The sequence below is a fragment of the Ktedonobacter sp. SOSP1-52 genome, from assembly GCF_016587395.1.
This window is the reverse complement of record NZ_BNJH01000001.1, coordinates 3,000,175-3,024,630: the sequence shown is the minus strand read 5'-3', so window position 1 is coordinate 3,024,630 and position 24,456 is coordinate 3,000,175. Positions and strand designations below refer to the sequence as shown.

Annotated in this window: 11 protein-coding genes; 5 read left to right on the top strand and 6 right to left on the bottom strand. The window is 51.7% G+C overall.

The window, feature by feature from the left end; genetic code table 11:
* The first annotated feature begins 1 nt into the window (after position 1).
* The 5 genes from JMJ16_RS54290 to JMJ16_RS14450 all read left to right on the top strand — a co-directional run bounded on the left by JMJ16_RS54290 (position 2) and on the right by JMJ16_RS14450 (position 5,598).
* A complete protein-coding gene (locus tag JMJ16_RS54290) occupies positions 2 to 481 on the top strand; it encodes a transposase (protein ID WP_236601122.1) in 480 nt (159 codons plus the stop codon).
* 152 nt (positions 482 to 633) lie between these two features.
* Complete coding sequence (locus tag JMJ16_RS14465; protein WP_201382282.1) at positions 634 to 1,689, top strand: pyridoxal-phosphate dependent enzyme; 1,056 nt, start codon at positions 634 to 636, stop codon at positions 1,687 to 1,689.
* 27 nt (positions 1,690 to 1,716) lie between these two features.
* Positions 1,717 to 2,757, top strand: coding sequence for an ornithine cyclodeaminase family protein (locus JMJ16_RS14460; protein WP_201382280.1), 1,041 nt, complete (start codon positions 1,717 to 1,719; stop codon positions 2,755 to 2,757).
* 55 nt (positions 2,758 to 2,812) lie between these two features.
* Positions 2,813 to 3,748, top strand: coding sequence for an ornithine carbamoyltransferase (locus tag JMJ16_RS14455; RefSeq protein WP_201382278.1), 936 nt, complete (start codon positions 2,813 to 2,815; stop codon positions 3,746 to 3,748).
* A gap of 383 nt (positions 3,749 to 4,131) precedes the next feature.
* Entirely contained in the window at positions 4,132 to 5,598 is a 1,467-nt protein-coding gene (locus JMJ16_RS14450; protein ID WP_201382276.1) for a glycosyltransferase family 4 protein, read from the top strand.
* Between the two features lie 91 nt (positions 5,599 to 5,689).
* Here the strand turns inward: JMJ16_RS14450 and cmdF are convergent, their stop codons facing one another.
* From cmdF to JMJ16_RS14420, 6 genes are all read right to left on the bottom strand, one after another.
* The gene (gene cmdF, locus JMJ16_RS14445) at positions 5,690 to 7,276 is read right to left on the bottom strand and encodes a tyrosine 2,3-aminomutase (protein WP_201382274.1); all 1,587 of its coding nucleotides are present in this window, start codon (positions 7,274 to 7,276) and stop codon (positions 5,690 to 5,692) included.
* Between the two features lie 39 nt (positions 7,277 to 7,315).
* Positions 7,316 to 7,681 (bottom strand): hypothetical protein, encoded by a 366-nt coding sequence (locus tag JMJ16_RS14440; RefSeq protein WP_201382272.1) that lies wholly within the window; start codon positions 7,679 to 7,681, stop codon positions 7,316 to 7,318.
* Positions 7,682 to 7,742: 61 nt separating this feature from the next.
* Entirely contained in the window at positions 7,743 to 8,051 is a 309-nt protein-coding gene (locus JMJ16_RS14435) for a hypothetical protein (RefSeq protein WP_201382270.1), read from the bottom strand.
* Between the two features lie 79 nt (positions 8,052 to 8,130).
* Positions 8,131 to 8,349 carry an MbtH family NRPS accessory protein gene (locus JMJ16_RS14430; RefSeq protein ID WP_201382268.1) on the bottom strand — a complete coding sequence of 73 codons (219 nt, stop codon included), beginning with the start codon at positions 8,347 to 8,349 and terminating at the stop codon, positions 8,131 to 8,133.
* 15 nt (positions 8,350 to 8,364) lie between these two features.
* Entirely contained in the window at positions 8,365 to 19,494 is an 11,130-nt protein-coding gene (locus JMJ16_RS14425) for a non-ribosomal peptide synthetase (RefSeq protein ID WP_236601575.1), read from the bottom strand.
* Positions 19,470 to 24,251: a non-ribosomal peptide synthetase gene (locus tag JMJ16_RS14420; RefSeq protein ID WP_201382259.1), complete on the bottom strand. Its 4,782-nt coding sequence runs from the start codon at positions 24,249 to 24,251 to the stop codon at positions 19,470 to 19,472. Before JMJ16_RS14420 ends, JMJ16_RS14425 begins: the two co-directional genes overlap by 25 nt.
* Positions 24,252 to 24,456 lie beyond the last annotated feature (205 nt).

The window sequence follows — 24,456 nt, the reverse complement described above, 5'->3', positions numbered from 1 at the left end:
AATGGCGGTTCGTACTTGGGCTCCGCGCAGGCAAACGCCTCTTCTGCGCGTGAAACTGACACGGGATCACCTCTCCGCGATCAGTGGGATTACCCTGGATGGGCGGCTTTTCATGCAAGTGCGCCAGACCTCCTATGATGCGGAGGCAGTGGTCGGATTTCTGAAAGTGCTGTTGCGTAAGATCAGCGGCAAGGTCCTGATCATCTGGGATGGCTCTCCCATCCATCGCAACCATGAGATCAAGACCTTTCTCAAAACGAAGATGGGCAAACGACTGCATTTGGAGCAACTTCCAGGCTACGCTCCCGACCTCAACCCAGATGAGGGCATCTGGCAGTATCTCAAGCGCGTCGAGATGGGCAATCTCTGTTGTCGGGACCTCGATCACTTGTATCAAGAGCTGCTTCGAGCAAAAGAGCGATTACGTCACAAACGCGACATTATTCGTAGTTGTTCACTGCAATGCGGCTACTCAGTTTAGTTTCTTATCACGATGTCAGTAGTGTCTGTTGGATTTGAAGTACAAAGGCATACTGGTTTTAGTGAAGCAAGCTACTACTGGATGTGGCCTGTTAAAGTCTTCCGGCTCTTCAGTGGTTTTGACCTTTATCAGAAGTGGGGGTAGACAAAGATATGATTGGTACAGTTCCATCGCAGAAAGCGCAGAAAGCGAATGATTCTCTACAGTTCTTCCCGTCAATCCCGCTTTTAGGCAATACGCCTGTACAGCCAATCGATCTTCTCATTTGCGGAAAGATGCGCCGCATCTATTTAAAACTAGAAGGAGCAAATATTACGGGATCGATGAAGGCAAGAACCGCTTTTTCGCTTCTTCGCAGTTTAGAACAGCAAAATCGCTTGCATAAAGGGGATATTGTTGTTGAATCGTCTTCAGGCAATCTGGGAGTGGCTTTAGCATACTTCTGTCAACTCAAAGGATATCGCTTTTTGGCGATAGTTGATCCCAAAATAACGTTTGAAAACCTGCAAAAAATGCAGAAATTCAACGCAGAGGTTGAAATGGTAGACCAACCAGATGCCTGTGGGGGCTATCTGCTCTCACGCCTTCAACGAGTCAAAGAATTATGTGATACCCATAGAACATATGTATGGACAGATCAGTATGCTAATCCCGCCAATCCCCTTGTTCATTACGCAAGGACTGCGCCAGAAGTATACCGGCAGATGCACCAGAAGATTGATGTCATCTTTATACCTGTTTCTACCGGTGGAACTCTGGCAGGTATGGGGCGTTTCTTGCGCGACGTGAGTCCAGCAACACAGGTGATAGGCGTGGACGCGTATGGTTCTGTTACCTTTGGAACGCCGCCTGCTTCACGCAAGCTCACGGGCATTGGTTCTTCAAAATCATCCGTTTTTCTCTCCAAAGATCTGTTTGATGATTATATCCTGGTAAAGGACGAAGAAGCATTCACATTTTGCCAGGCGCTCTATCAATCAGCCAACATATTTGTCGGCGGCTCTAGCGGCGCTGTTATTGCTGCGTGTGCTCAGTACTTGGCGAAATACAGTGATTTAGCACATGTCGTCTGTATATGCGCTGACGCGGGAGAAAACTATCTCTCAACCATTTTTAATCCCGAATGGATAAGACAGCAAGATCTGGATATCTCTCCTCGTCACCTTGGCTATGTCGAGAGCTTCAAACAGGTGCCAGATCATTTTTGAATTCATGATAGTAGGGGGTCTATTCGTATGTCTGTTTCTGAGGAACACGTTCTTTATCTCTGTCAAAAAGTTGTTGAACAAATTTGTCAGAGACTCGATGCGATTGACATCATAGCAACTGTGCTGAAATTGCATAGTCTAGGTCAGACAGTTCTGCCTGATGAAGCATATCTGGCCTGGAAGAATAGCTCTAGTGAAAATGTCCGTAGTCTTAATATGCCGGCATATATCGGCGGGCACTACCAGATCGCCGGCACAAAAATCATTAATAGCAACACAAGCAACTCCCAACACGGTCTACCGCGAGCCAGCGGTCTGACCGTTCTCTTTAATAACACGTCGATTCGTGCGTGCTGCCTCATGGAAAGTTCCTACATCTCAAGTCTGCGTACAGCCTGCATCACTGCCATCTCTGCGAAAGCATTCTGTGCCAGAGAGCCTCACTCAATCGCTCTTATCGGTGCCGGGGCTATTGCTGAAGCCCACATCAGATTACTCGCAATACACTTCCCACAACTGGACTCACTGTACCTCTTTGATCAGTATCCACGGCGTAGCAGGGAACTTGTCACAAGGCTAAAAGAATTGCTCTCTGCCCATCAGATTACTCCTTCTCTCACGCAAACGGCAGAAGAGGCGACCAGATCTGCCGAGCTTATCGTAACAGCGACAACCACGACGCAGGGATATATCCCTTTCGCCTGGCTTCAGCCTGGAGCAGTTCTGGTGCATGTTTCGCTAGATGATGTGCTACCTGAAGTGGTATTGCAGGCTCAGAAAGTGATCGTTGATGATTGGAATCTGGTTAAAAGCGATTCCAGACGCCTTATAGGGCGCATGTATCGCGCGAGGCAGGTGATAGGACCCAATGATTCTACGCCAACGGCAGCTCGTCGCATTGATGCAGAACTGGGAGCAATTCTGACAGGAGAGAAACCAGGGCGACAAGAAGAGAGCGATATTATTCTGGTAAATCCCTTTGGCCTTGCCATCGAAGACATTGCGTTAGCCAAACACGTCTACGATTATGCGCTTTCCCATTCACTTGGCGTCTGGCTTGACCGTTAGAGCAGAGCAATGAATTGATCGGAAATCTGTTTTTCTTTGAGAAAGGAGAAAATACATGTCCAAAAGAAATCTTCTCTCACTGATCGACATGCAAGCGGCAGATATAGCTTATATCATTGAGAGAACTCTGCAAAGAAAAAATGGCAAACTCGACGGCGAACGCTCTCTGAAAGGCAAAGCCGTTGGTATCCACTTCCGAAAAACTTCCACGCGCACGCGGTCTGCATTCACCCTTGGAGCCAACAAGCTGGGAGCTTCTGTGATTACCTATGGCCCTAATGATCTCCAGACAAATACCGGAGAAACGCTTCAGGATACAGCACACATTCTCTCTGGCTATATCGATGCACTGGTTCTGCGCACTGCCGAGAGTCTGGATGAAATGAAGATCCTGGCTGCGCAAGAGAATATGTCCGTCATTAATGCGATGAGCGACAAAGAACATCCAACTCAGGCTCTGAGCGACCTGGCTACCATTCAAGAACATTTTGGACATCTGGATGATCTCCATATGCTCTATCTTGGCGAAGGCAACAGTACGGCAGCGGCTCTCGCTCTGGCCATCAGCAGGATACCAGCGATGAAGTTAACCCTGCTTACGCCCAAAGGGTATGAATTGCCAGAGGAGATGTACAAACAGGCGCGAGTCTTTGCAAGTAAACATGGAGCTTCTATCGAAGAGTATCATACTCTCGATGCTTTACCAGGATCTGCTGATATTGTTTACACAACGCGCTGGCAAACAACGGGCAGTTCTAAAGCCAATCCCAATTGGCGCGAGCATTTCTGGCCATTCAGTGTCACCCCTACTCTGATGAAGCGAGTAGCAAAATCCACAAGAACGATCTTTATGCATGATCTCCCGGCGGTGCGTAACGAAGAAGTGGCTCCCGAGGTACTGGATGGTCCCCAGAGTATCGCATTTCACCAGGCTCATAATAAACTTTTTGGGGCCATGGCTACCCTTGAGTGGTGTATTCTGGGCAAGTAAGTCTCTCCAAAACATATGGAGAGCCCACGGGTTGCGCAACGAGTTTTAACTCAGCAGCAATTTGACTTGAGAACATCCTTTATCGCTCTTCTGTTTCCATAAAGCAGAGGTATTTCCGCCTCTTTGCCCAAAACAAGTGAGAGCATTGAACGAGCCAGCGAAGCCGCTTCAGCCGAATACACATCTCGTTGCGCATCCCGTGGGGAGAGGCACATTATAGGCCATTTTTCTTTTTACGTTGTTTCAATAGGGTAATGAGAAAGAACCGATGGAGAATTTGAGCGAAAGCAGTCAAGATTACGTTGTATGGAGGTGGTTTCATGGCTACGATTTTAATGGACAGGCACGCGAGCACAGAGAGTTCGGCCCCTGCGCATCTGGGTATGCGCACTGCAATCATTCATATAGAAAAAGCTCTGGCGGAAAAACATACGGTGCTGCGTATGCCAGTTCAGGCATTGTCCTCAATAACTGAGGCGGAAAGCTGGCTCCTGGAGTACGCGCTCAATGTTGACTTCTATCTTGGATGGGATACACCGACAATCCAATTCCTCAGAGCTAACAACTGGGGAGGCAAGGTTATATTCAACTTGCTGGGAGATCTTCCCAGAGGAGCCGCAGCCCTCCGTGAAGCATTGCCTCATCTTTATAAAACCGATGCCATCTGGTGCGTTAATTCGGGAGATCGGCAAATCTACCGGATGCTTGTCGCCCAAAATGGCGAACAACCGGCAATTGTTGCCCTCCCTTATGGCATTGATTGCCAGTTGTTCGCCCCTCTAGAAGCAAAGACCAGAAAAAGCCTCAGGCGGGAACTGGGACTAACATCAGAAGATTTTGTGATAGTGTATGCGGGACGGATTACCATTGAGAAAAATGTTCACGCCCTGCTGGAGGCAATGTCTTACCTGCCCTCTTCAGGCGCGCCAGTCAAGCTGATTATTGCCGGGCAGATCTACAATGTTGCGTTGCAGGAACTCAACTTACACGAACCCGACCTGGCGACCAGACTTCAACAGCTGATCCAGGACTGGCACCTGTCCGAGCGTGTAGCATTTTCCCCCTGGCTAGATAGCACCGATCTAAATAATCTCTACAATGTAGCCGACGTTTTTGTCAATCTGACGCTTCACCACGATGAGCAATTTGGCTTTGCTCAAGTCGAGGCAATGAGTGCTGGTCTACCAGTTATAGGGACAGCCTGGGGAGGACTGAAAGACACAATCGTTGATAGCAAAAGCGGGTTCTTAATTGACACCTGGATGTCAGATTATGGTGTGCGATTTGACATGCCCTGGCTTGTCAATATCTTGCAACTTTTAAGAAAACAACGAGATTTACGCCAGGAACTAGGCTGGTTCGCCGTCCAACATGTTCAGGAGCATTTCGCCTGGCCTGTTTATTGCCGCCGACTGTGGGAGTGTCTCAACCATCTGCAAAACGGAGCGAGTGAGAAAAGCAATGGATGTTATACCGAGTTTGGTTCAGCATACCATGCTCATTTTCCTATTAAAGATGAAACATCTAAAAAAAATCTTCTTCTTTATCCAAACTATAGACATTTACCTGCTCCCTATTATTCCCGCCTGGTCTCCGCATACACATCGCTGGGATGTTTGAGCTATCAAGCTGAGAAAGCCCTGTTTGTCGCTCTTCCTGGCAAAATCGAGGATAAATACTTTGTCTCAGGTGATCTCCTCTGGCAGGTAAAGATTCCTTTAGAAGATGAAGAAATACCTGTCATCCAACAGGCCAGACGCTACCCAGGAATCTCACGAAGCGAGCTGGCTTGTTCCGACAAAGTGATCGGGGCACTTGTGAAAAAAGGAATCATGGGTATTTCACGGTAGACCTTGTCTCACCTCGCCCAGAAGAAACAGGGCGAGCAGAACAGACGCCAAGGGACCAGGTAGCGCCCGTTTTTGCTCGCCCTGTTGTCAGTCAGACAAGCGTAATACCTTCCTCCGAGACCACCCGCGCAAACTCGCCTCTGGCCAGAGCTGCTGCCAGTACTTCCAGGTCCTCGCTCATAAAGCGATCGCCATCGACGATTTTGACCAGTTCGCGCACCTTACGGTAGGTAGCCTGGCCAGCCTTGCTAAGTGCAGATTGGCAGTGAAGGATATCGACTGCCTGAGCAGCAGCCAGGTATTCCACTGCCAGGATATACTGATTATTCGCCAGGACGCGGCGCGCATTCCGTCCCGAAATCAGTCCCATACTTACCACATCCTGATTGTCTCCATTGGAAGGAACGCTTTGCGTGCTGGCTGGTCCAATCGTACGGTTCTCTGCCACGAGAGCCGTGGCTGTAAATTGCGTACCCATTAAACCATTTTCCAGGCCCGGTTTTCCCTGAACCAGAAATTCTGGTAAACCATTATTTAAGAAGCGATTCAATAAGCGGTTGGTCCGTCGTTCTGAAAGAACTCCAAGCTCGGTTAGGGCGATAGCTGCGAAATCCAGCACAAAAGCCACCGGCTGACCATGAAAGTTCCCGCCGTGAAACACCTCCCGATCCGCAAAAAAGAGCGGGTTATCATTGGAAGAATTTAATTCGGTTGTCAGGATTGTGGAAGCATGGGTCAGAGTATCACGCACGCCTCCTATAATTTGAGGAATACAGCGCAATGAATAGGCTTGCTGCAGGTATACATCCGTCCGATGTACCGTCTCATCCTGTGATTTATGCTGAAGCATGGCGTCGCGAAGCTCTCGATGCTGTTTAAGCAACTGGCTCTCCTGCGTAAGTAAGCGGATGTTGCGTGCGCAATCTATTTGCCCCTGATGAGGTCGCGCTATTTCATGCCCTTCTGCGAGAAAGGGACTGCTTGATGCCTGAAGTACTTCCAGTACAAGAGCAGCCACGATCTCGGCCTGCCTGATCTGCTCGTATCCTTTTTCAACCACCAGCGCTCCCAAACCGGTCATCGCAGAAGTACCGTTAATAAGTGCCAGGCCCTCTTTGAATTTAAGCTGTAATGGCTCAATTTTATACGCTCTAAGTACCTCGCACGTCGGCATTTTTTGTCCGCGCCAGAAAACATATCCTTCGCCTATAAGTGTGATCGCTATGTGGGAAAGCGGTGCGAGGTCACCACTGGCACCCAGAGAGCCTATTTCTGGGATAGCAGGGATAATTCCTTCATTGAGATAAAAGAGCATTCTTTCCAGCAACTCTGGCCGGACAGCGGAGTACCCACGCACCAGGGCATTGATGCGTGCGGCCAGCATTGCTCTGGACTCCTCTTCGCGAAAAGACGGACCAACGCCGGTACAAATACTACGAACCAGATTTGTTTGCAGGGCTACCTCATTGTCGGTTTCGACAAACATGTAGACCATTTCGCCGTAGCCCGTTGTTACACCATAGATCGGTATATTCTGAGCAACCAGCTTTTCAAAATCTGCGCGATTCCCAGCGACCTTGTTCAGTGCTGCACGAGCGATCTCGCACTTTATCTCCCCCTCCGAGATATCTACAACGTCCTTGACTGTTAATGAAACCCCATCCAATACAATAGCCATCTCAACGTTCCTTTCAGAAATAACAGCAAGCGAGACAACTCAAACGCGATCTTGGATTGCTTCCTCAAAGGAAGAATGAATTTCCTCCAGTATTGCCAGGCGTCCCGTTCCGTTGAGCGTCTGGAGATCAATCTCTGCGTAGCAACGTACCCTGACATAGTTTAAAATTAAGGTACCCTCCACATGGACAATACCTGTGCCTTCAGCAAAATTCGCTCTGGTTATATCTGTGGCGTCTTTATCTATCCTTACCCCTAGATCAGTTCCGCCTTGCGTGTCAGTAAATTTAATAAAGACATAACCCGGATTCTCCAGGCGTTGTTGAAACGCCTCAAGTGATGGGCTGGGCCCTCCCAGGGTGAGGGGATGTTCTCTTTCTGAGAGCTTTTGTACCAGGGCATTCATGAGTTCACTCCCTTCTCTGCTTAATTTGGTCAGACACCTGACATACTCACGAAAACCACGCTCACCCGTTTCCCTGATGAAGCGCATCACGCTCTGTCACAGCATTCCCTTCAGCGATTGTCAGTGATTCTTTAGGTACAGAGAACTGTAAAACCTGCTGGCAAAACTGCTGCCATTCTGGGGTCACTGAACGGAGAAGATGATCTGCATCAGGAAGTGTTGGATTCCTGACCAGACGAAAATCATCCCGAACGTACACAATGTCATCATCCTGTAGATTTTCACCCATCTGCTCACAGAGATCAGCCCAATGATTGAACTTTCTTATGTCTCGCAGATAATAGGCTTTACAATAACGGATAGCTTCCATCTTTCCTCCTATTCTGCCTTCGAACAGCGTCTCGTTTCAGAAGCAGGGTTAAGCGTGTATACAAGGCAGATATTCCTCACTATTGCTGAGCATTTTCCATACGCTTCCGCAGGCTTAAAGGGCGCATGTCTGTCCATACTTCGTTGATATAGCCCAGACACTCGGCCTTTGGCCCGCTTTTTCCAACTTTCCTCCAGCCGAGCGGAATCACTCGCTCGGTCGGCCAGATTGAATACTGTTCCTCGTCATTGATTACCACGTTATATCGTGTGGCGTCCTCATTCGTCTCTTCAGGCATGAGCGTATCCTTCTTTTATGCTTCATTGCTCTTATTGAGCTCCTCTGATTGGTCAATACGCGCAAAAATGGTGCGCAGCGCCGCTGCCACGTGTTCCACGTAAGGCTCGTAAATGAATCGCTCGTGAGAACCAGGCAATACCTGGACATCGATTGTGCCGGTCGTCTTTGCTTGCCATCCATAGGTCAGATCTTCTCTGGTTCCCCTTTCCTCTTTCAGCGTTGGATCTTCCGTGCGTTCTGCTTCGGGAGTGATCCGCAAGAGCGTAAGATGTCCATCAAATTGCGGGACTTCATAATTTGCTACCGCAATGAGAATCTCCATCAGATTGGCGAGAAAAGAGCGCACATATGTTAGATCAAGACCATTGGGCAAGAGGCCATCACGCTGGTGCATCTCATACATGCACTGCAATTTTTCCTCTTCCGTCATGCAACGTATTTTCGCTTTCTCCACTCCTCTCTCTTCCATATACTCTTCAAGCGTATACGGGCGCGTACCTCTCTCATTTTTAAAATAGGTAGGAACGCGCGTATCAAGCATACAAAGCAGGGCGACCTCTTGTCCCTGAGAGCGCAACTGGCAGGCCATTTCAAAAGCAACGAGACCTCCCGAAGACCACCCTCCCAGATAATAAGGGCCCTCCGGTTGCAGCGTCCGTATAGCGGTAACATAGTTCGTTGCCAGTTGCGTAACTGTCACCTGAGCTGGCCTTTCGCCTGCCTCCGGGAACTGGAGACCATAGACGGGATAATCCGTTCCTAGCCGTTGAGCAAGGCTCAGATAGCAGAAGACGGTACCTGCTCCTGGATGGACACAGTAGAAGGGGGCATGCGTCCCATGTGGTTGCAATGGGACAAGCGCGGACGGAAGCGGCTGTATACATGACCTTCCCTCCGTATAGGCGGACAAAAGTTGAGCCAGCCCATGTATCGTTGGATTCTGAAAGAACTGCGCAACTGGAATACGTCGGGCAAACTCTTTGTGAATCCGCGCCAAGAGGCGCAGGGCAGAAAGCGAGTGCCCGCCCTGTTGGAAAAAGGTGTCAGTGATGCTGATTCTCTTTCTCTCCAGCAGTTCTTGCCAGATGTACACAAGCCGTTCTTCCACCTCGTTTCGTGGCAATTGTAATTCTTCGGTGAGGCCATCCTCCTCGCTAGCGCTGCTCTCCTGGAGCTTTTGCCGATCCACTTTCCCGCTGTGTGTTAATGGCAAAGCCTCTAGAGTAATCATAGACGACGGCACCATATATCCAGGTAAATATTGCCGCAGATGGGTGCGCAGGTGTTCTATCCCCTCGAACGCCTGGTCTGGAGACCGGGCTGGCACGACATAGGCTATCAGTCGCTGGATACCGCTCTGATCCTGGCGCGCAATCACCGCAGCCTCACGTACTGTTGGATGCGCTAACAGCGCCTGCTCAATTTCTCCCAGTTCAATGCGGAACCCGCGCACTTTGACCTGGTAATCGCTACGCTCGACAAATTCAATGGTGCCATCGGGCCGATAGCGGGCCAAATCTCCTGTTTTATACATCTGCTCGCCACCAGTTCGGCAAAACGGATTGGGAATAAAACGCTCCGCTGTCAAATCTGGCCTGGACAAATAGCCACGAGCCAGCCCTACACCACCGAGGTACATTTCCCCTGTTACCCCGACAGGAACAGGAGCCAGTGAGCGGTCGAGGAGGTAGACCTGGACATTGGCAATGGGAAACCCAAGCGGAACAACCAGCCCGACACATTGCGCCAGGCCAGTCTGTCGCTGGCATTCCCAGGCGGTCGCGACAATAGATGCTTCCGTTGGTCCATAGAGATTATAGAGAGCCGCATTCAAGCAATCCAGGCAAGCATTCTGGAGGGAAGAGGGCAAAGCCTCTCCTCCGCAGAATATTCGACGCAAACTGGTGCATTCCTTCATCGCGGGTTCTTCCAGGAGTGTTTGCAATAACGAGGGAACCCAGAGAATACTGGTGATCTGCTGTTCTACCATCGTCCGCAACAATGCTACGCTATCCCGCTGGGCACCTGGAAGTAGGAGAACGAGTCGCCCTCCACAGAGCAATGGGCAGAATATTTCCCAGACCGAGGCATCAAAACTCACTGACGCTACTTGCAGGATGCTATCTTCTGCACATAGGGTATAGGCGTCAAGCATCCAGCAGAACTGATTCCAGAGGCCGCGATGAGTGTTCATCACCCCCTTCGGCAGCCCTGTTGAGCCTGATGTGTAGATCACATATATCAAATTATCAGGACCAACCTGGCTTGAGAGATTGCAATCTGCAAGCTCTTCCTGCTGCCAGACGCGTTCCAGGCACAGGAGCGGAGTTTCCGCAGCACGCAGCATCTCAGCCCTGTGTTCTTGCGTGAGCAGCAACGAGAGCTGCGCGTCCTTTGCCAGGTAGAGTAGGCGCTGTTGGGGTAATTCTCCATCCATCGGCACATATGCGCCTCCAGTTTTCAAAACTGCGAGGATGGCCAGCACCATCTCCAAACCACGTTCGATACAAATACCCACCAGACATTCAGGGCCAACTCCTCGCGCTTGCAGCGCGTGCGCGAGACGGTTAGCGCGCTGGTTTAGTTCGTGATAGCTTAATTGATGCTCTCCTACTACTACCGCGATAGCATCGGGGATTTGCTCTACTCGTCGCTCAAAGAATTGGTGCACACACCATTCCTGAGGATAGACTCGTTCTGTGGCGTTCCAGAGAACGAGCTGTCGATCCTGCTCTTCTTCATCCAGGAGCGATAAAGATCTGAGAGTGCGCTCCGGGCACGCGACCATTTCTTTCAGGGTGGCACACCAGTGCTTCGCTATCTGCTGGATCGTCGCCGGTTTAAAAAGATCCGTGTTATATTCCAATTCCGCCAGCAATCCCTCGGCGTCTTCTCTCACAGCCAGCGTCAATTCAAACCGCGCAACATCCGCTTCACTTTCTTCATGTTGTACACGAAGCGTATCCCACGTTTCTATATCCCGCTCGCGTGCCAGCAGGACAAACATGACCTGGAAGAGGGGATGGCGGCTCAGGTCTCGTTCCTGCACAATGGCCTCGACGACTCGCTCAAAGGGCACCTCCTGGTGACTATAGGCTTGCAAGGCCACCTCCCGCACGCGCCCCAGCAGTTCTCGCACACTCATCCGCTCTTCGACCTGGCAGCGCAGCACCAGCGTATTGAGGAAAAAGCCAATCACTCCCTCTAACTCCGCTTGGTCCCGGTGAGCAATCGGCGTCCCCACCGCCACATCCGTTTGACCGCTATAGCGCTGCAAGACGATCAGCCAGCCAGCCAGCAACGTCATGAACAACGTGATCCCTTCCCCCTGGCTCAACTGCCTGATCTGCCTGGTCAGTTCGGATGAGATCCTCACATATTCGCTCGCACCCTGTGTACCTACATGGAGAGGACGCGGATAATCGATGGGCAAAGCCAGGGGCGAGAGATTTGCCAGATGAGCGCGCCAGTACACCAGTTCCTGCTCCACTTGCTCATCTTGCAACCACTCTCGTTGCCAGAGCGCGTAGTCCGCGTACTGCACTGGTAATGGTTTCCAGGGTGCTCCTGGTTGTCCCTGAGCAAGTGCGCGATACGCTTCTCCCAGTTCTTGCAACAAGATGGGGACCGACCACTCGTCGATGAGGAGATGGTGGAAGGTCAATCCACACAGCCACTCCTCGTCGGTGAGTTGCAGCAAGCAGGCCCGCCAGAGTGGTCCCCGGCACAGATCAAAAGACTGATGCGCTTCCTGCCGCAGTAAACGCTGCCGCTCTGCCTCGCGTTGCTCTGGCTCCAACCCTCGCAAATCCACCTGCCGCAGCACCAGGCTTCCCGCCGGCAACCAGCGCTGATAGCCCTGCCCCTCCTGCTCCTCAATGCGCAGCCGCAGATTCTCCTGTCGCTCCTCCACTGCTCGCAGACTGGCTGCCAGCCAGGAAGGATTCAGGGCTCCACGTAATCTGAGCACCAGGGGGACATTGTATGTGGGTTGTCCTGCCTGGAGATGATCCAGAAACCAGAGCCGTTCCTGAGCATACGAAAGGGGAAGCAAGCGATCTCGCCCAACGGGCCGTAGGGGAGGGCGCGCGGTGATGGGATGTCCGCCGAGTACTTCTTCCACCCGTCGAGCCAGATCCCTCAGCGTGGGCGCCTCAAAGAGGGCGCGCACTGGTAACTCGATCCCCAGGCGCTGACGAATGCGGGCTATCACGCGCATGGCCGCAAGCGAATGGCCTCCCAGCGCGAAAAAATTGGCGCCGGGCGCTGCACGTTCCCCCCCCAATACTTCTGACCAGATTCCGGCCAGGATCTCTTCTACTGGTCCGTGGTAGTCGGAACCGGCCTCATCGCCGGGAGTCAGTTCTGGCACTGGTAATGCGCGCCGGTCCACTTTACGATTCGGTGTAAGTGGCAAAGCCTCTATCTGGACAAACCAGGAGGGTATCATGTACTCGGGGAGCTTTGTGCTCAAATAATCCCGTACCTGCCTAAAGGATAATTCTTGCGAAGCGCGGGGCACCACATACGCGACCAGATACCGGCCTGCCGCTTCATCCTCGCGCGCCGTTACCGCACATGCTTGCACTGCTGAATGCTGTTCCAACGCCGCCTCGATCTCTCCCACCTCAATACGATATCCTCGCACCTTTACCTGCTCATCAACCCGGCCAAGAAACTCAATTGAGCCATCTGGCAAATAGCGGGCTAGATCTCCTGTACGATACAAACGCTTTTCATATGAAGATGCAAACGGATCTGGTACAAAGCGCTCGGCAGTCATTTCTGGTTTATTTAGATATCCACGAGCCAGACTCACTCCTCCTATGTAAAGTTCGCCCGTTACCCCTACTGGCGCAAGCTGCATCTCTCTGTCTAGCAGATACACTTGCGTATTGGCAATCGGATGCCCAATAGGTGGTAAATCAGCATGTTCATGCTGGACATCTACCATCAGATATTCCGTCACCACATGGCACTCGGCTGGCCCGTACTGGTTGTGCAAAATACAGTCGCCGCTCGCCTTCTGCAACGCAAGAAACTGTCTGACATCCTGGTTGAGATGGAGTTGCTCACCAGCGGTAATGATTTCTCGCACAGATGGCAAGTCGCGCTTCAGACCGAGTGCGCATTCCGCCAACTGTTGCAGCGCGACAACGGGCAAGAAAAGACGCTCCACACATAGCTCGTCCAGAAAATGCAGCAGGGCTTCCGGGTTACGCCGGAGATCATCCCCAACCAGGAGGAGGGTGCTCCCGGTAGCCCAGGTAGAAAACATCTCCTGATAACACACGTCAAAGCTGGGGGAAGCATATTGGAGTGTGCGTGCTCGAACTGATTGAGCAAAACATGCAACCTGCCAGACGAGCAGGTTGCTCAGTGTTTTATGGCATTGGGCAATACCTTTGGGCTGGCCTGTCGAACCTGACGTATAAATCACGCAGAAGAGATTCAGCAGATCGCTCTTACAAGGAGGATTATATGATGGTTGCTGGTTCAAATTGCCCTCTAGCTGATCCAGACAAATCACCTGAGAACTACGTTGTTCTGGGAGGCGTGATAGAAAGGGTTTTTGCGTAAGCACGATGTACGGCTGCGCGTCGGCGAACATATACGCCAGGCGCTCTCGCGGATATGTAGGATCGAAAAGGACAAACGCCCCTCCAGCTTTGAGAATCCCCAGTACACTGATAACCATCTCCAGTGAACGTTCCAGGCAAATCCCCACGCGAACCTCCGGGCCAACCCCCTGTATACTCAGATAATGCGCCAGGCGATTAGCACGCTGATTCAGTTCTTCATAGCTTAACTCATGCTCTCCCTGGACCAGCGCGATCGCTTCTGGGGTTTGTTCCACCTGTTGCTCAAAGAATTGATGCACACACCGTTTTAAGGAAGACAGGTGCCCCGCTCTGTTCCAACAAACTAATTGCTGCTCCTGTTCTTCCTTGCTTAACAATGGCAACACTCCTATGCACTGCTCTGGCAGCTCCGTCATAGCCTGCAATGCGTGCTGCCAATGCCTCAGCATTTGCCGGATCGTCCTCGGCGCAAACAAATCTGTGTTGAATTCCAGGCTTGCCCGGATGCCCTCTGCGTTCTCCTGTACTGCCAGTGTTAATGCAAATTTCGCTGTTTCTAGCAGTATTTCTTCCTGTTCAACGATCACATCATGCCAGATCTCTGGCGTCTGCTCGCGCGTCTGCAGGATAAACATGACCTGGAAGAGGGGATGGCGGCTCAGGTCTCGTTCCTGCGCAATGGCCTCGACGACTCGCTCAAAGGGCACCTCCTGGTGACTATAGGCTTGCAAGGCCACCTCCCGCACGCGCCCCAGCAGTTCTCGCACACTCATCCGCTCTTCGACCTGGCAGCGCAGCACCAGCGTATTGAGGAAAAAGCCAATCACTCCCTCTAACTCCGCTTGGTCCCGGTGAGCAATCGGCGTCCCCACCGCCACATCCGTTTGACCGCTATAGCGCTGCAAGACGATCAGCCAGCCAGCCAGCAACGTCATGAACAACGTTGTCCCTTCTTGTTGGCTCAATTGCTTGACCTGCTCAGTAAGCATAGCGGGAACCCGCAGATATTCGCACGCCCCTTGAGTCCCTACACGGTGAGGACGAGGATAGTCGAGAGGTAACGCCAATGGTGGCACATTTGCCAGGTGGGTGCGCCAGTACACCAGTTCCTGCTCCACTTGCTCATCTTGCAACCACTCTCGTTGCCAGAGCGCGTAGTCCGCGTACTGCACTGGTAATGGTTTCCAGGGTGCTCCTGGTTGTCCCTGAGCAAGTGCACGATACGTTTCTCCCAGTTCTTGCAACAAGATGGCATCAGACCACTCGTCGATGATGATGTGGTGAAGCGTCAGCATACATGACCACTCCTCGTCGGTGAGTTGCAGCAAGCAGGCCCGCCAGAGTGGTCCCCGGCACAGATCAAAAGACTGATGCGCTTCCTGCCGCAGTAAACGCTGCCGCTCTGCCTCGCGTTGCTCTGGCTCCAACCCTCGCAAATCCACCTGCCGCAGTACCAGGCTTCCCGCCGGCAACCAGCGCTGATAGCCCTGCCCCTCCTGCTCCTCAATGCGCAGCCGCAAATTCTCCTGTCGCTCCTCCACTGCTCGCAGACTGGCTGCCAGCCAGGAAGGATTCAGGGCTCCACGTAATCTGAGCACCAGGGGGACATTGTATGTGGGTTGTCCTGCCTGGAGATGATCCAGAAACCAGAGCCGTTCCTGAGCATACGAAAGGGGAAGCAAGCGATCTCGCCCAACGGGCCGTAGGGGAGGGCGCGCGGTGATGGGATGTCCGCCGAGTACTTCTTCCACCCGTCGAGCCAGATCCCTCAGCGTGGGCGCCTCAAAGAGGGCGCGCACTGGTAACTCGATCCCCAGGCGCTGACGAATGCGGGCTATCACGCGCATGGCCACGAGCGAATGGCCTCCCAGCGCGAAAAAATTATGATCGGTAGAAACAGTTGGAATATGCAAAACATCCTGCCAGATATTCGCAAGCAACTGCTCCAGCGGACGCATGGAAGCCTGCATTCCCGGCAGGGATGTCACATGCTCAACGGGATCGGGCAACGCCTGCCGATCCACTTTGCCACTCCGGGTTAGCGGCAAAGCCTCCAGAGCAACGATAAGAGCAGGCAACATATATTCTGGCAAGCGCTGGCGCAGATATGTCAGCACCGCTTCTCTCCAACCCGGCGTCAATGACTGAGAATGAAACGGGACAATATAAGCGACTAAATGCCGGCTTCCGTTGTGATCCTCGCGAGCCACCACTATGGCTTCACGTATCAGAGGATGCTCTCGCAAGGCCTGCATTATTTCTTCCGGTTCGATACGGACCCCCCGCACCTTTACCTGGTCATCAGTACGCCCAAGGAATTCAATCGTTCCATCTGCTCGATAACGAGCCAGATCACCCGTCCTATAGAGTCGTTCACCACCAATCTGGCTGAATGGATCAGGGACAAAACGCTCCGCTGTCTGGTCAGGTCGCTGAAAGTACCCTCTACCCAGGGCATCTCCCCCAGCATAAAGTTCACCTACCACACCAATCGGAACGGGTTGCATCCACCTGTCCAGCAGATAAATCCGGGTGTTGTCGATGGGGCAACCAAGCGGAGCTACCTGGCAACTCTCATCTGGCACACATCGCCAGAAGGTTATCTCGATTGATGTCTCCGTTGGCCCGTACGTATTGTAGAGATTTACCTGCATACTGGAGAAAAAAAGCTTCTGCAACGTTGCAAGTAGTGCCTCTCCTCCACAGATCACTTTTCTAATATTCTTGCACTCCTGCAATATTTTCTCTTCTAATAGCACCTGTAACAACTGCGGCGTTGGGGAAATACAAGTAATATCCTGTTCAGCCATCATCTGCAGAAGGTATGTACCATCGCGCTGGCCACCTGGTTTGAGCAGGGTCAGACGAGCGCCGCGCAACAACGATTGGAAAATATCGTTGAGTGAAGTATCAAAACTCACACTGGCAAGTTGTAATACGTTGTCATCAGGAGCCAGGGGGAAAGCATGATCATGCCAATGGAAATGATTCGTCAGACCATGCTGTGTAAGCATCACCCCTTTGGGCTGGCCCGTAGAACCAGAAGTATAGAAGAGACAGAACAGATTTTCCGGTAGTACCCGGTTAGGAGGGTCTGTCGAGAGCTCCTCCTGTACAAGTTTCGGCCACGCGCTGTCCACAAAAATGAGCGGAACTGAAGAAGGAGCGAAAAGTTCGTGCATACTCCGCTGAGTCAGCACCAGCGCCACTTGAGCATCCTGCAATTGATAGAGCAACCGTTGCGCAGGTAATTCCGTGTCCAGCGGCACATAGCATCCCCCTGCTTTGAGAATTGCCAGCACAGCAATGATTAGCTCTGGACAACGCTCGACACAAAGACCGACTCGTATCTCCGGGCCAATTCCACGCCGTCGTAGACAATGCGCCAGTTGATTGGCTCTCTCGTTCAACAGCGCGTAAGTCAGTTGTATTTCCCCCCAGGCAAGCGCAATGGCATCAGGTGACAACGCCACCTGCTCAGCAAACAGCTGATGGATAGGAACATCCTCGGCATAGGACCGTTTCGTAGCATTCCATTCTTCTAATATGCGCTTGCGCTCTTCCTCGCTTAAGAAAGGAAGCGCCGCAATGCGCTGCTCTGGCCGGGCAACCATTGCACTCAAGACCTGCCGCAAGTGCTTGAGCATTCTTCTGATTGTATCTGGCCCGAAAAGGCCAGTGTTATAGTCCAGATTTATCAGTAGCCCATGCTCTTCATCGGTCACGGTCAAAGAAAGATCAAACTTTGCCACCTCAAGCAAGGCCTCTTCGCGTTTCACTTCCAGGTTTCCCCAGACGAGCGTAGCAGGGAGTCCGCGCACCAGATCAAACATCACCTGAAAAAGCGGATGGTAGCTCAGATCGCGCTCTGGTTGCAGCGCTTCAACCAGTTGCTCAAAGGGTAATTCCTGGTGGCTATATGCCTGCAACGTTATCTCTCGCACTTGCCTGAGCATATCCTTGACACACATGTCGTCCTGAATAGCGCAGCGCAAGACCAGCGTATTGACGAAAAAACCAATCAATCCCTCCAATTCAGCATGTGTACGCGAAGCCACTGGCGTACCCACCGCCAGGTCGGATTGCCCGCTATAGCGCAGCAAGACAATCAGCCAGCCTGTCAGTAACGTCATAAACAACGTCACACCTTCCTGGCGGCTCAATGTCTGAAGGTGCGCGGAGAACTGGGGTGAGAGACGCAGGCTCTCCTGCGATCCATGATAGCCAGGTCGAGCAGGGCGCACATAGTCTGTGGGCAAAGCCAATGGTTCCAGGCCAGCCAGTTGTTCGCGCCAGTACGCCAGTTGAGCCTGGAGCTTCTCGCCCTGTAAACAGGACCTCTGCCAGATGGTATAGTCAGCGTACTGAACAGGCAGGGCGGGTGCCGGCGGTTTCTCGCCCCGGCTATATGCGGTATAACCGTCGCCCAACTCTTGCAAAACGATTGCAGTAGACCAGCCGTCAATCACAATATGATGCATGGTAAGCAGGAGTAGCCACTCCTGGGTATCCAGATGCAAAAGAGCAGTGCGCCAGAGAGGTCCCTCGCGTAAATCGAATGGCGCATGTATTTCCTGCCGGGTAATGTGCTGGGCTTCTGCCTCGCACGCCTGGAGGGGTAAACCTGTAAGATCAATGAGCCGCAAAGATACACTCCCTGCTGGCAATGCCCCCTGAACCTCCTGACCCTCGTACTCCTCTACTCGCAAACGCAAAATCTCATGACGCGCTTCCATACGATCCAGGCTGGCCTTTAATGCGTTGAGATCCAGATGCCCTTGCAAACGCAATACGAGAGGAGCGTTATATGTCGGCTGCTGGCTATCAAGCTGATCAAGAAACCAGAGACGCTGCTGGGCGAAAGATAAAGGCACTGGCTGAGTTCGGGATAGCGGGAGCAGGGGTGGTTCATGTATAACCGCTCCCCCTTGCAAAGCCTGCTCAACGCGTCGGGCCAGATCGGCCAGCAGTGGAGTTTCAAACAGCGCCCGAATAGGCAATTCGACTTTCAATTGCTGGCGAATGCGCGCCACGACCTGCATCGCAACCAGAGAATGACCTCCTAGAGCAAAAAAATCCGCGTCTACGGAAAGAACAGGGACAAGTAAAAGCTCCTGCCAGATTCCAGCAAGCAGCTGTTCTACAGGGAGCTGTGGAGTCCGTCCCCCAGAACGACGGAATGCGTTTTCAAGGAGAGCCGTTGGACGAGGGAGAGCGTTACGGTCTACTTTGCCACTATGAGTCAGCGGCAGCGCTTCCAGAGCCGTAATAAAGGTGGGAATCATATACTCAGGTAAACGTTGTTGCAGATAAACGTGTAGTTCCTCTGGCCAGCTCGGTGCAGCTTCCTCGGAAGAGGTATGCACCACATAGGCAGCTAGTGATTCCATGCGGCTTCGGGCCTCATTGGTTTCTCCCGGCATCGCTGCGATCATTTCGGAATGCTTAAAGACCACCACTACTGCTTCACGCACCGCCGGGTGCTCTAGTAACACTTGCTCGATTTCGCCCAACTCAATACGCACTCCGCGTACCTTCACCTGATAATCCACCCGCTCAATAAACTCAAGGCTTCCATCTGAACGAAAGCGAGCCAGGTCACCTGTTTTAAAAAGCCTGCCCCCGCAGAGAGGCTAAAAGGATTGGGGACAAAGCTTTCGGCTGTGGCATCAGGACGGTTAACATATCCCTGGCCAGGAGCTATGCCTCCGATATACAATTCACCTATTGCGCCCACAGGTACAGGAAGAAATTGCCAATCAAGCAAAAAGAGCTGGACATTAGCAAGGGGGAACCCAAGCGGAACAGTTTGTGAAAAGCGCGTCGCGCTTTTGGCCTCTGGCAAACAATCCCAGGCTGTTACATTAAATGCTGCCTCCGTTGGACCGTAGAGATTATGTAACTTGGCATGTAACCTGGAAAAAAAGCGCTCCTGAAGCACAGGCGAAAGCAATTCTCCTGTACAAAATACGCAGCGCAAACTTGTACACTGCTGGATAGCAGGTTCATCCAGCAAAACGCGCAGCAAGGAAGGCACAAAGAGAGCGCAGGTAATCTGTTGTTCACGCACACACGCTACGATGGACGCGCTATCCTGAAATGCGCTGGAAGGGGGTAAAACCAGTTTACTCCCGCAGAGAAGTGCATACCATATTTCCCAGATTATTGCATCAAAGCTCATAGATGCCACTTGCAACAAGCTATCCTCGCCCCCCAGAGGATAGGCATCCACTATCCAGCGGAAATAATTGCCAAGGCCCCGATGCTCATTCATCACTCCTTTGGGCTGGCCAGTCGAACCCGATGTATAGGTGATATAGGCCAGATTATCAGGCTGAATCCAGCTTTCTGGATTATCCACCGCGTCTTCGCGCCCCATCTGCTCCCAGAAATGATCCAGGCACAAACATGCCACTTGTACAGCCCGAGCAGTTTCACTCTGCTGCCCTTGTGTCAGGAACAGGGCGATTCTCGCATCCTGGATCTGATAGAGCAAACGATTCGCAGGCAACGCCCTCTCTATGGGGACATATACTCCCCCTGCTTTGAAAACGGCGAGAAAAGTGATGACAGCCTCCAGAGAACGCCCCATACAAACCCCTACCCGGATCTCCGGACCAACACCCTGAGTCTGTAAATAATGAGCTAAACGGTTGGCCCTGCGGTTCAACTCCGCATAGCTGAGCTGGCATGCACCCTGAATCAGAGCGATTGCATCCGGCGCTCGCTCAACCCGCTGCTCAAACACTCGGGATAAACACTCATTCTGGTCGTAGGAGCGAGCAGTAGCGTTCCAGCGCGCCAGAAACTCTTCATCTTCTCTCAACAATAAGGGAAGATCCGCAATGCATTGCTCGGGTCGCGCGACAATGCTCTCTAAAACCACCTGCCAGTATCTCAGCATTCGATTCACGAGATCGGATTCTAGCAAGGCCTCCTGCCACACGAGCAGTAAGTGTAACTCTTCACCAGGCAATACCATAGCCACCAGCGGATAGTTTGCCCGGTATTCTGTAGGAGCCATCCTGGCTTGCAAACCGCATTTCTGAGCTTGCTCAAGAACGTGGGCAGACGGGTAGTTTTCATAAACAAAAATATTCTGGAACAGGGAATCTCCTGGCTCCAATCCGCTTATCCTTTGAATTTCCCAGGTGGGATAGTAACCGTAATCCTGCACTTGCACCTGCTGCTCGTGCATTGCACGCAACCAATCTGCGAGTTTTGCTTTTCTAGGCAGAGCAATACGCATAGGAAGCGCATTAATACAGAGTCCTACCAGCGATTCACTCTCTTCTAAAGCAGCATCTCTGCCAGCTACAACCAGACCTAGAAGCACTTCAGCGCATCCACAATAGCGGCCGAGAACATAAGCCCAACTCGCTTGCAATAATACGTTGGTCGTAATTCGTAAATCACGGGCAACCGTATGCAACCGTCGAGTAAACTCGCGTGAGAGGATACTTTCCAGTTGTTGATGACTGACGTCACCCTCAATAGCTCGTCGCTTCAGAGGTAACCTCGCAGGAGCATTCATACCTCGTAAATGCCTGCGCCAGAACTGCTCAGCAGAGGACTGATCCTGGCGCTGTAGCCACTCAATATAATCGCGATAAGGGCGCTTTGAGAGAAGCGCTGGCTTGTGACCCTGAAGCAACGCTTCGTAGGAGAGAAAAAGGTCGTGTAAAAGGTTGGAAGCGCTCCAACCATCCAAAATAGCATGGTGGAAACTCCACAGTAGATAAAAACATCCTTGTTGCGGAACAAAATTTCCTGTTTTATCGAGAGCCACCTGCATGGAGTCACCTCCATTTCCGGACACGAGGGGCGTCGTCAGATTTTCTTCATTGCTTTGACCCGTTTGGGAGTGGGGAGAGAGAAGAAATAATGTGACGCGAAACAGCGGAGGCTGATGAAGAGCGAAGCCGCTCTGACCATCCATTTGTCGATATGCGTTCAGTAAGGAGGCTTGAGCATCTGATGTCAACTGCGTTGCATCAATCACAGTCAAGGGAAGAGAAGCCTTTCGCCAGACTGCCTGAGCCTGGATATCTGCATCGATAAAGCTTGTGCGCAAAACAGGAGTGGTACGCACAAGCTGATACCAGCCTTGAATAAACGCTGGAAGAGACAACCGCCCTTCCAGATGGAGACCAATATGGGAGATATACACTCCACTTCCAGGCATTTCCTGGCTATGAAAGAGCAACCCCGCCTGCATCCCCGATAGAGGATAGATATCCTCCAACTCTTCCGTAAGCAACGCTGGATTTGATTGAGCACAGGCGGCCTGAGCTAGAAGACGATCCAGAGCAGCTTGAGAGAGATGGAGCAGTGGAAAGTCCTTTGAGATATTCTTCTCTCTACCTGGCTTTAATCTGGTTTTTTGTGGAGTTGTTGCGGGTTGAGGGGAAGATGCAATAAACCTGGCAAGTTGGGCGATGGTAGGATGTTGAAACAATTGGTTCACACTAAACGTTAAACCAGCCTTACGAGCCAGCCCCACCAGCGAGAGGGCCGAGATGGAGTCGCCCCCTAGAGAAAAAAAATCATCGTCTACGCTTATCTGGGGCACCCGTAGAATCTGGCCCCAAATCTGAGCCAGGGAACGCTCAAGCACGGTTCGTGGCCTGACCAGCGTTTCTTCGGAGCGGAGTTGCTGTTCGGGTAGTGGTAGTGCCTGTCGGTCCACTTTCCCATTGACCAGGAGAGGGAGGGCCTCTAACTTCATCAAATGTGTTGGTATCATGTATTCAGGGAGACACTGCCGCAGAAGAAACTTGATATTATCCAGCCAATCCTGCTCCATTTGCTGAACTTGAGCAGGAACAACATACGCTATAAGCTGCTTTGCTCCCGAATGATTTTCATGGGCGACCACCGCTGATTCACGGATAGACGGATGTTCTGCCAATACCTGCTCAATCTCGCCCAATTCGACTCGGAAGCCGCGAATCTTGACCTGGCTATCCAGCCGTCCAATGTATTCAAGCGCACCATCCAGACGCAAACGCACCTGATCACCTGTTTTATAGAGTCTGCGTCCCTTTTCTTTAGCAGAGTAAAAAGGATCAGGCACAAAGCGCTCAGCGGTCAAGGCTGGCTGGCCTAGATAGCCGCGAGCCAGCGCAAGCCCTCCAATATAGAGTTCTCCCCTTTCCCCGGCGAGGACGGGAGACATCGAGGAATCGAGGATAAAGGCCTGGACATTGGCAAGAGGAGAACCAATCGGGACAATCTGCGCAGAAGGCACATCCGCTGATACCGCCCCACACTTCCAGAAAGTCGCATCAATGGCGGCCTCGGTCGGACCATACAGATTGCACAACAGCGCGTCCAGGCGCGAGAAAAAAAGCTCCTGCAAAGAAAAAGGCAACGCCTCCCCCCCACAGAATAGACGGCGCAAATTTGTATATTCGTCAAGAGTAGGTTCATCGAGTAAAGCGCGCAACAAAGAGGGAACATACTGAGCCTGGGTAATCTGCTGCTCAATCATTGTCTGTACAAGAGCAGTGCTATCGCGCTGAGCGTCTGGATGAGCGAGTACCAAACAGGCTCCACTCAATAGTGGCCAGAAAATTTCGAGTCCAGCCGCGTCAAAACTGATCGAGGTTCGTTGCAAAACGCGGTCGTCGGGAGCAAGAGGAAACGTTTGCAGTAACCATCGAAAATGATTCGAAAGGCTGGAATGTGTACACATAACCCCCTTGGGTTGGCCGGTAGAGCCTGATGTATAGATAATATAGATCAGGTTATCGGGGGAAACCAGACTGGTGGAATTCTGTTCTGTATCCTCTCCCCGTTGATCCCAAAAGTGATCCAGGCAAAGAAGCTGGTCAAATACATCTCCCAATGCCGCAGCTATTTGTTTCTGGGTCAACAGTAAAGCGATTTGCGAATCCTGTATCTGATACTGTAAGCGAGCGAGAGGTAAGACTGCATCCAAAGGCACGTATGCCCCACCTGCTTTAAGAACAGCAAGAAGAGCAAGTATCATTTCTGGACTCCGATCCAGACAAATCCCCACGCGTACCTCTGGGCCAATTCCCCTGTCCAGCAAATGGCGAGCGAGATAATTAGCCTTCCGGTTCAATTCTCCGTAGCTCAGTTGAAAATCGCCCTGTGCCAGTGCAATTGCCTCTGGAAACAGGGCAGACTGCTGCTCAAAAAGCTGGTGCAGACAAATATCTTCATAAAGCACTGGTAGCGTATTGCCTTCTCCTATCACCTGCTGCTCTTGCCCAACTGCCGGGAGCAATGATCCGTCACCGCTCATCTGGGACGGGAAAGGCCCCTTTGACGAAGTATGTTCCTCTCTCACTCGCATATCCTCTCGCTGAATAAATATGCCTTTTTAATGGGGATGGCAAGCACCTGCTTTTTTCTAGCATTTCTCGTCCAGAAGCAAGCGTTCATAATTACTATAAGCGAGTCATAAATAGGAATTAACAGCTTTAATGGGTCGCTATTCGATCCTTTGCGAGGGTTCAGCTCAATTTCTCAGCCACTCAATTCGATTCGTTCAA

What these genes read in the sequence shown, in the direction of transcription:
- JMJ16_RS54290 (WP_236601122.1), top strand. Translation starts at nt 2, where the DNA reads ATGGCGGTTCGTACTTGGGCTCCGCGCAGGCAAACGCCTCTTCTGCGC.
- JMJ16_RS14465 (WP_201382282.1), top strand. Translation starts at nt 634, where the DNA reads ATGATTGGTACAGTTCCATCGCAGAAAGCGCAGAAAGCGAATGATTCT.
- JMJ16_RS14460 (WP_201382280.1), top strand. Translation starts at nt 1,717, where the DNA reads ATGTCTGTTTCTGAGGAACACGTTCTTTATCTCTGTCAAAAAGTTGTT.
- JMJ16_RS14455 (WP_201382278.1), top strand. Translation starts at nt 2,813, where the DNA reads ATGTCCAAAAGAAATCTTCTCTCACTGATCGACATGCAAGCGGCAGAT.
- JMJ16_RS14450 (WP_201382276.1), top strand. Translation starts at nt 4,132, where the DNA reads ATGCGCACTGCAATCATTCATATAGAAAAAGCTCTGGCGGAAAAACAT.
- cmdF (WP_201382274.1), bottom strand. Translation starts at nt 7,276, where the DNA reads ATGGCTATTGTATTGGATGGGGTTTCATTAACAGTCAAGGACGTTGTA.
- JMJ16_RS14440 (WP_201382272.1), bottom strand. Translation starts at nt 7,681, where the DNA reads ATGAATGCCCTGGTACAAAAGCTCTCAGAAAGAGAACATCCCCTCACC.
- JMJ16_RS14435 (WP_201382270.1), bottom strand. Translation starts at nt 8,051, where the DNA reads ATGGAAGCTATCCGTTATTGTAAAGCCTATTATCTGCGAGACATAAGA.
- JMJ16_RS14430 (WP_201382268.1), bottom strand. Translation starts at nt 8,349, where the DNA reads ATGCCTGAAGAGACGAATGAGGACGCCACACGATATAACGTGGTAATC.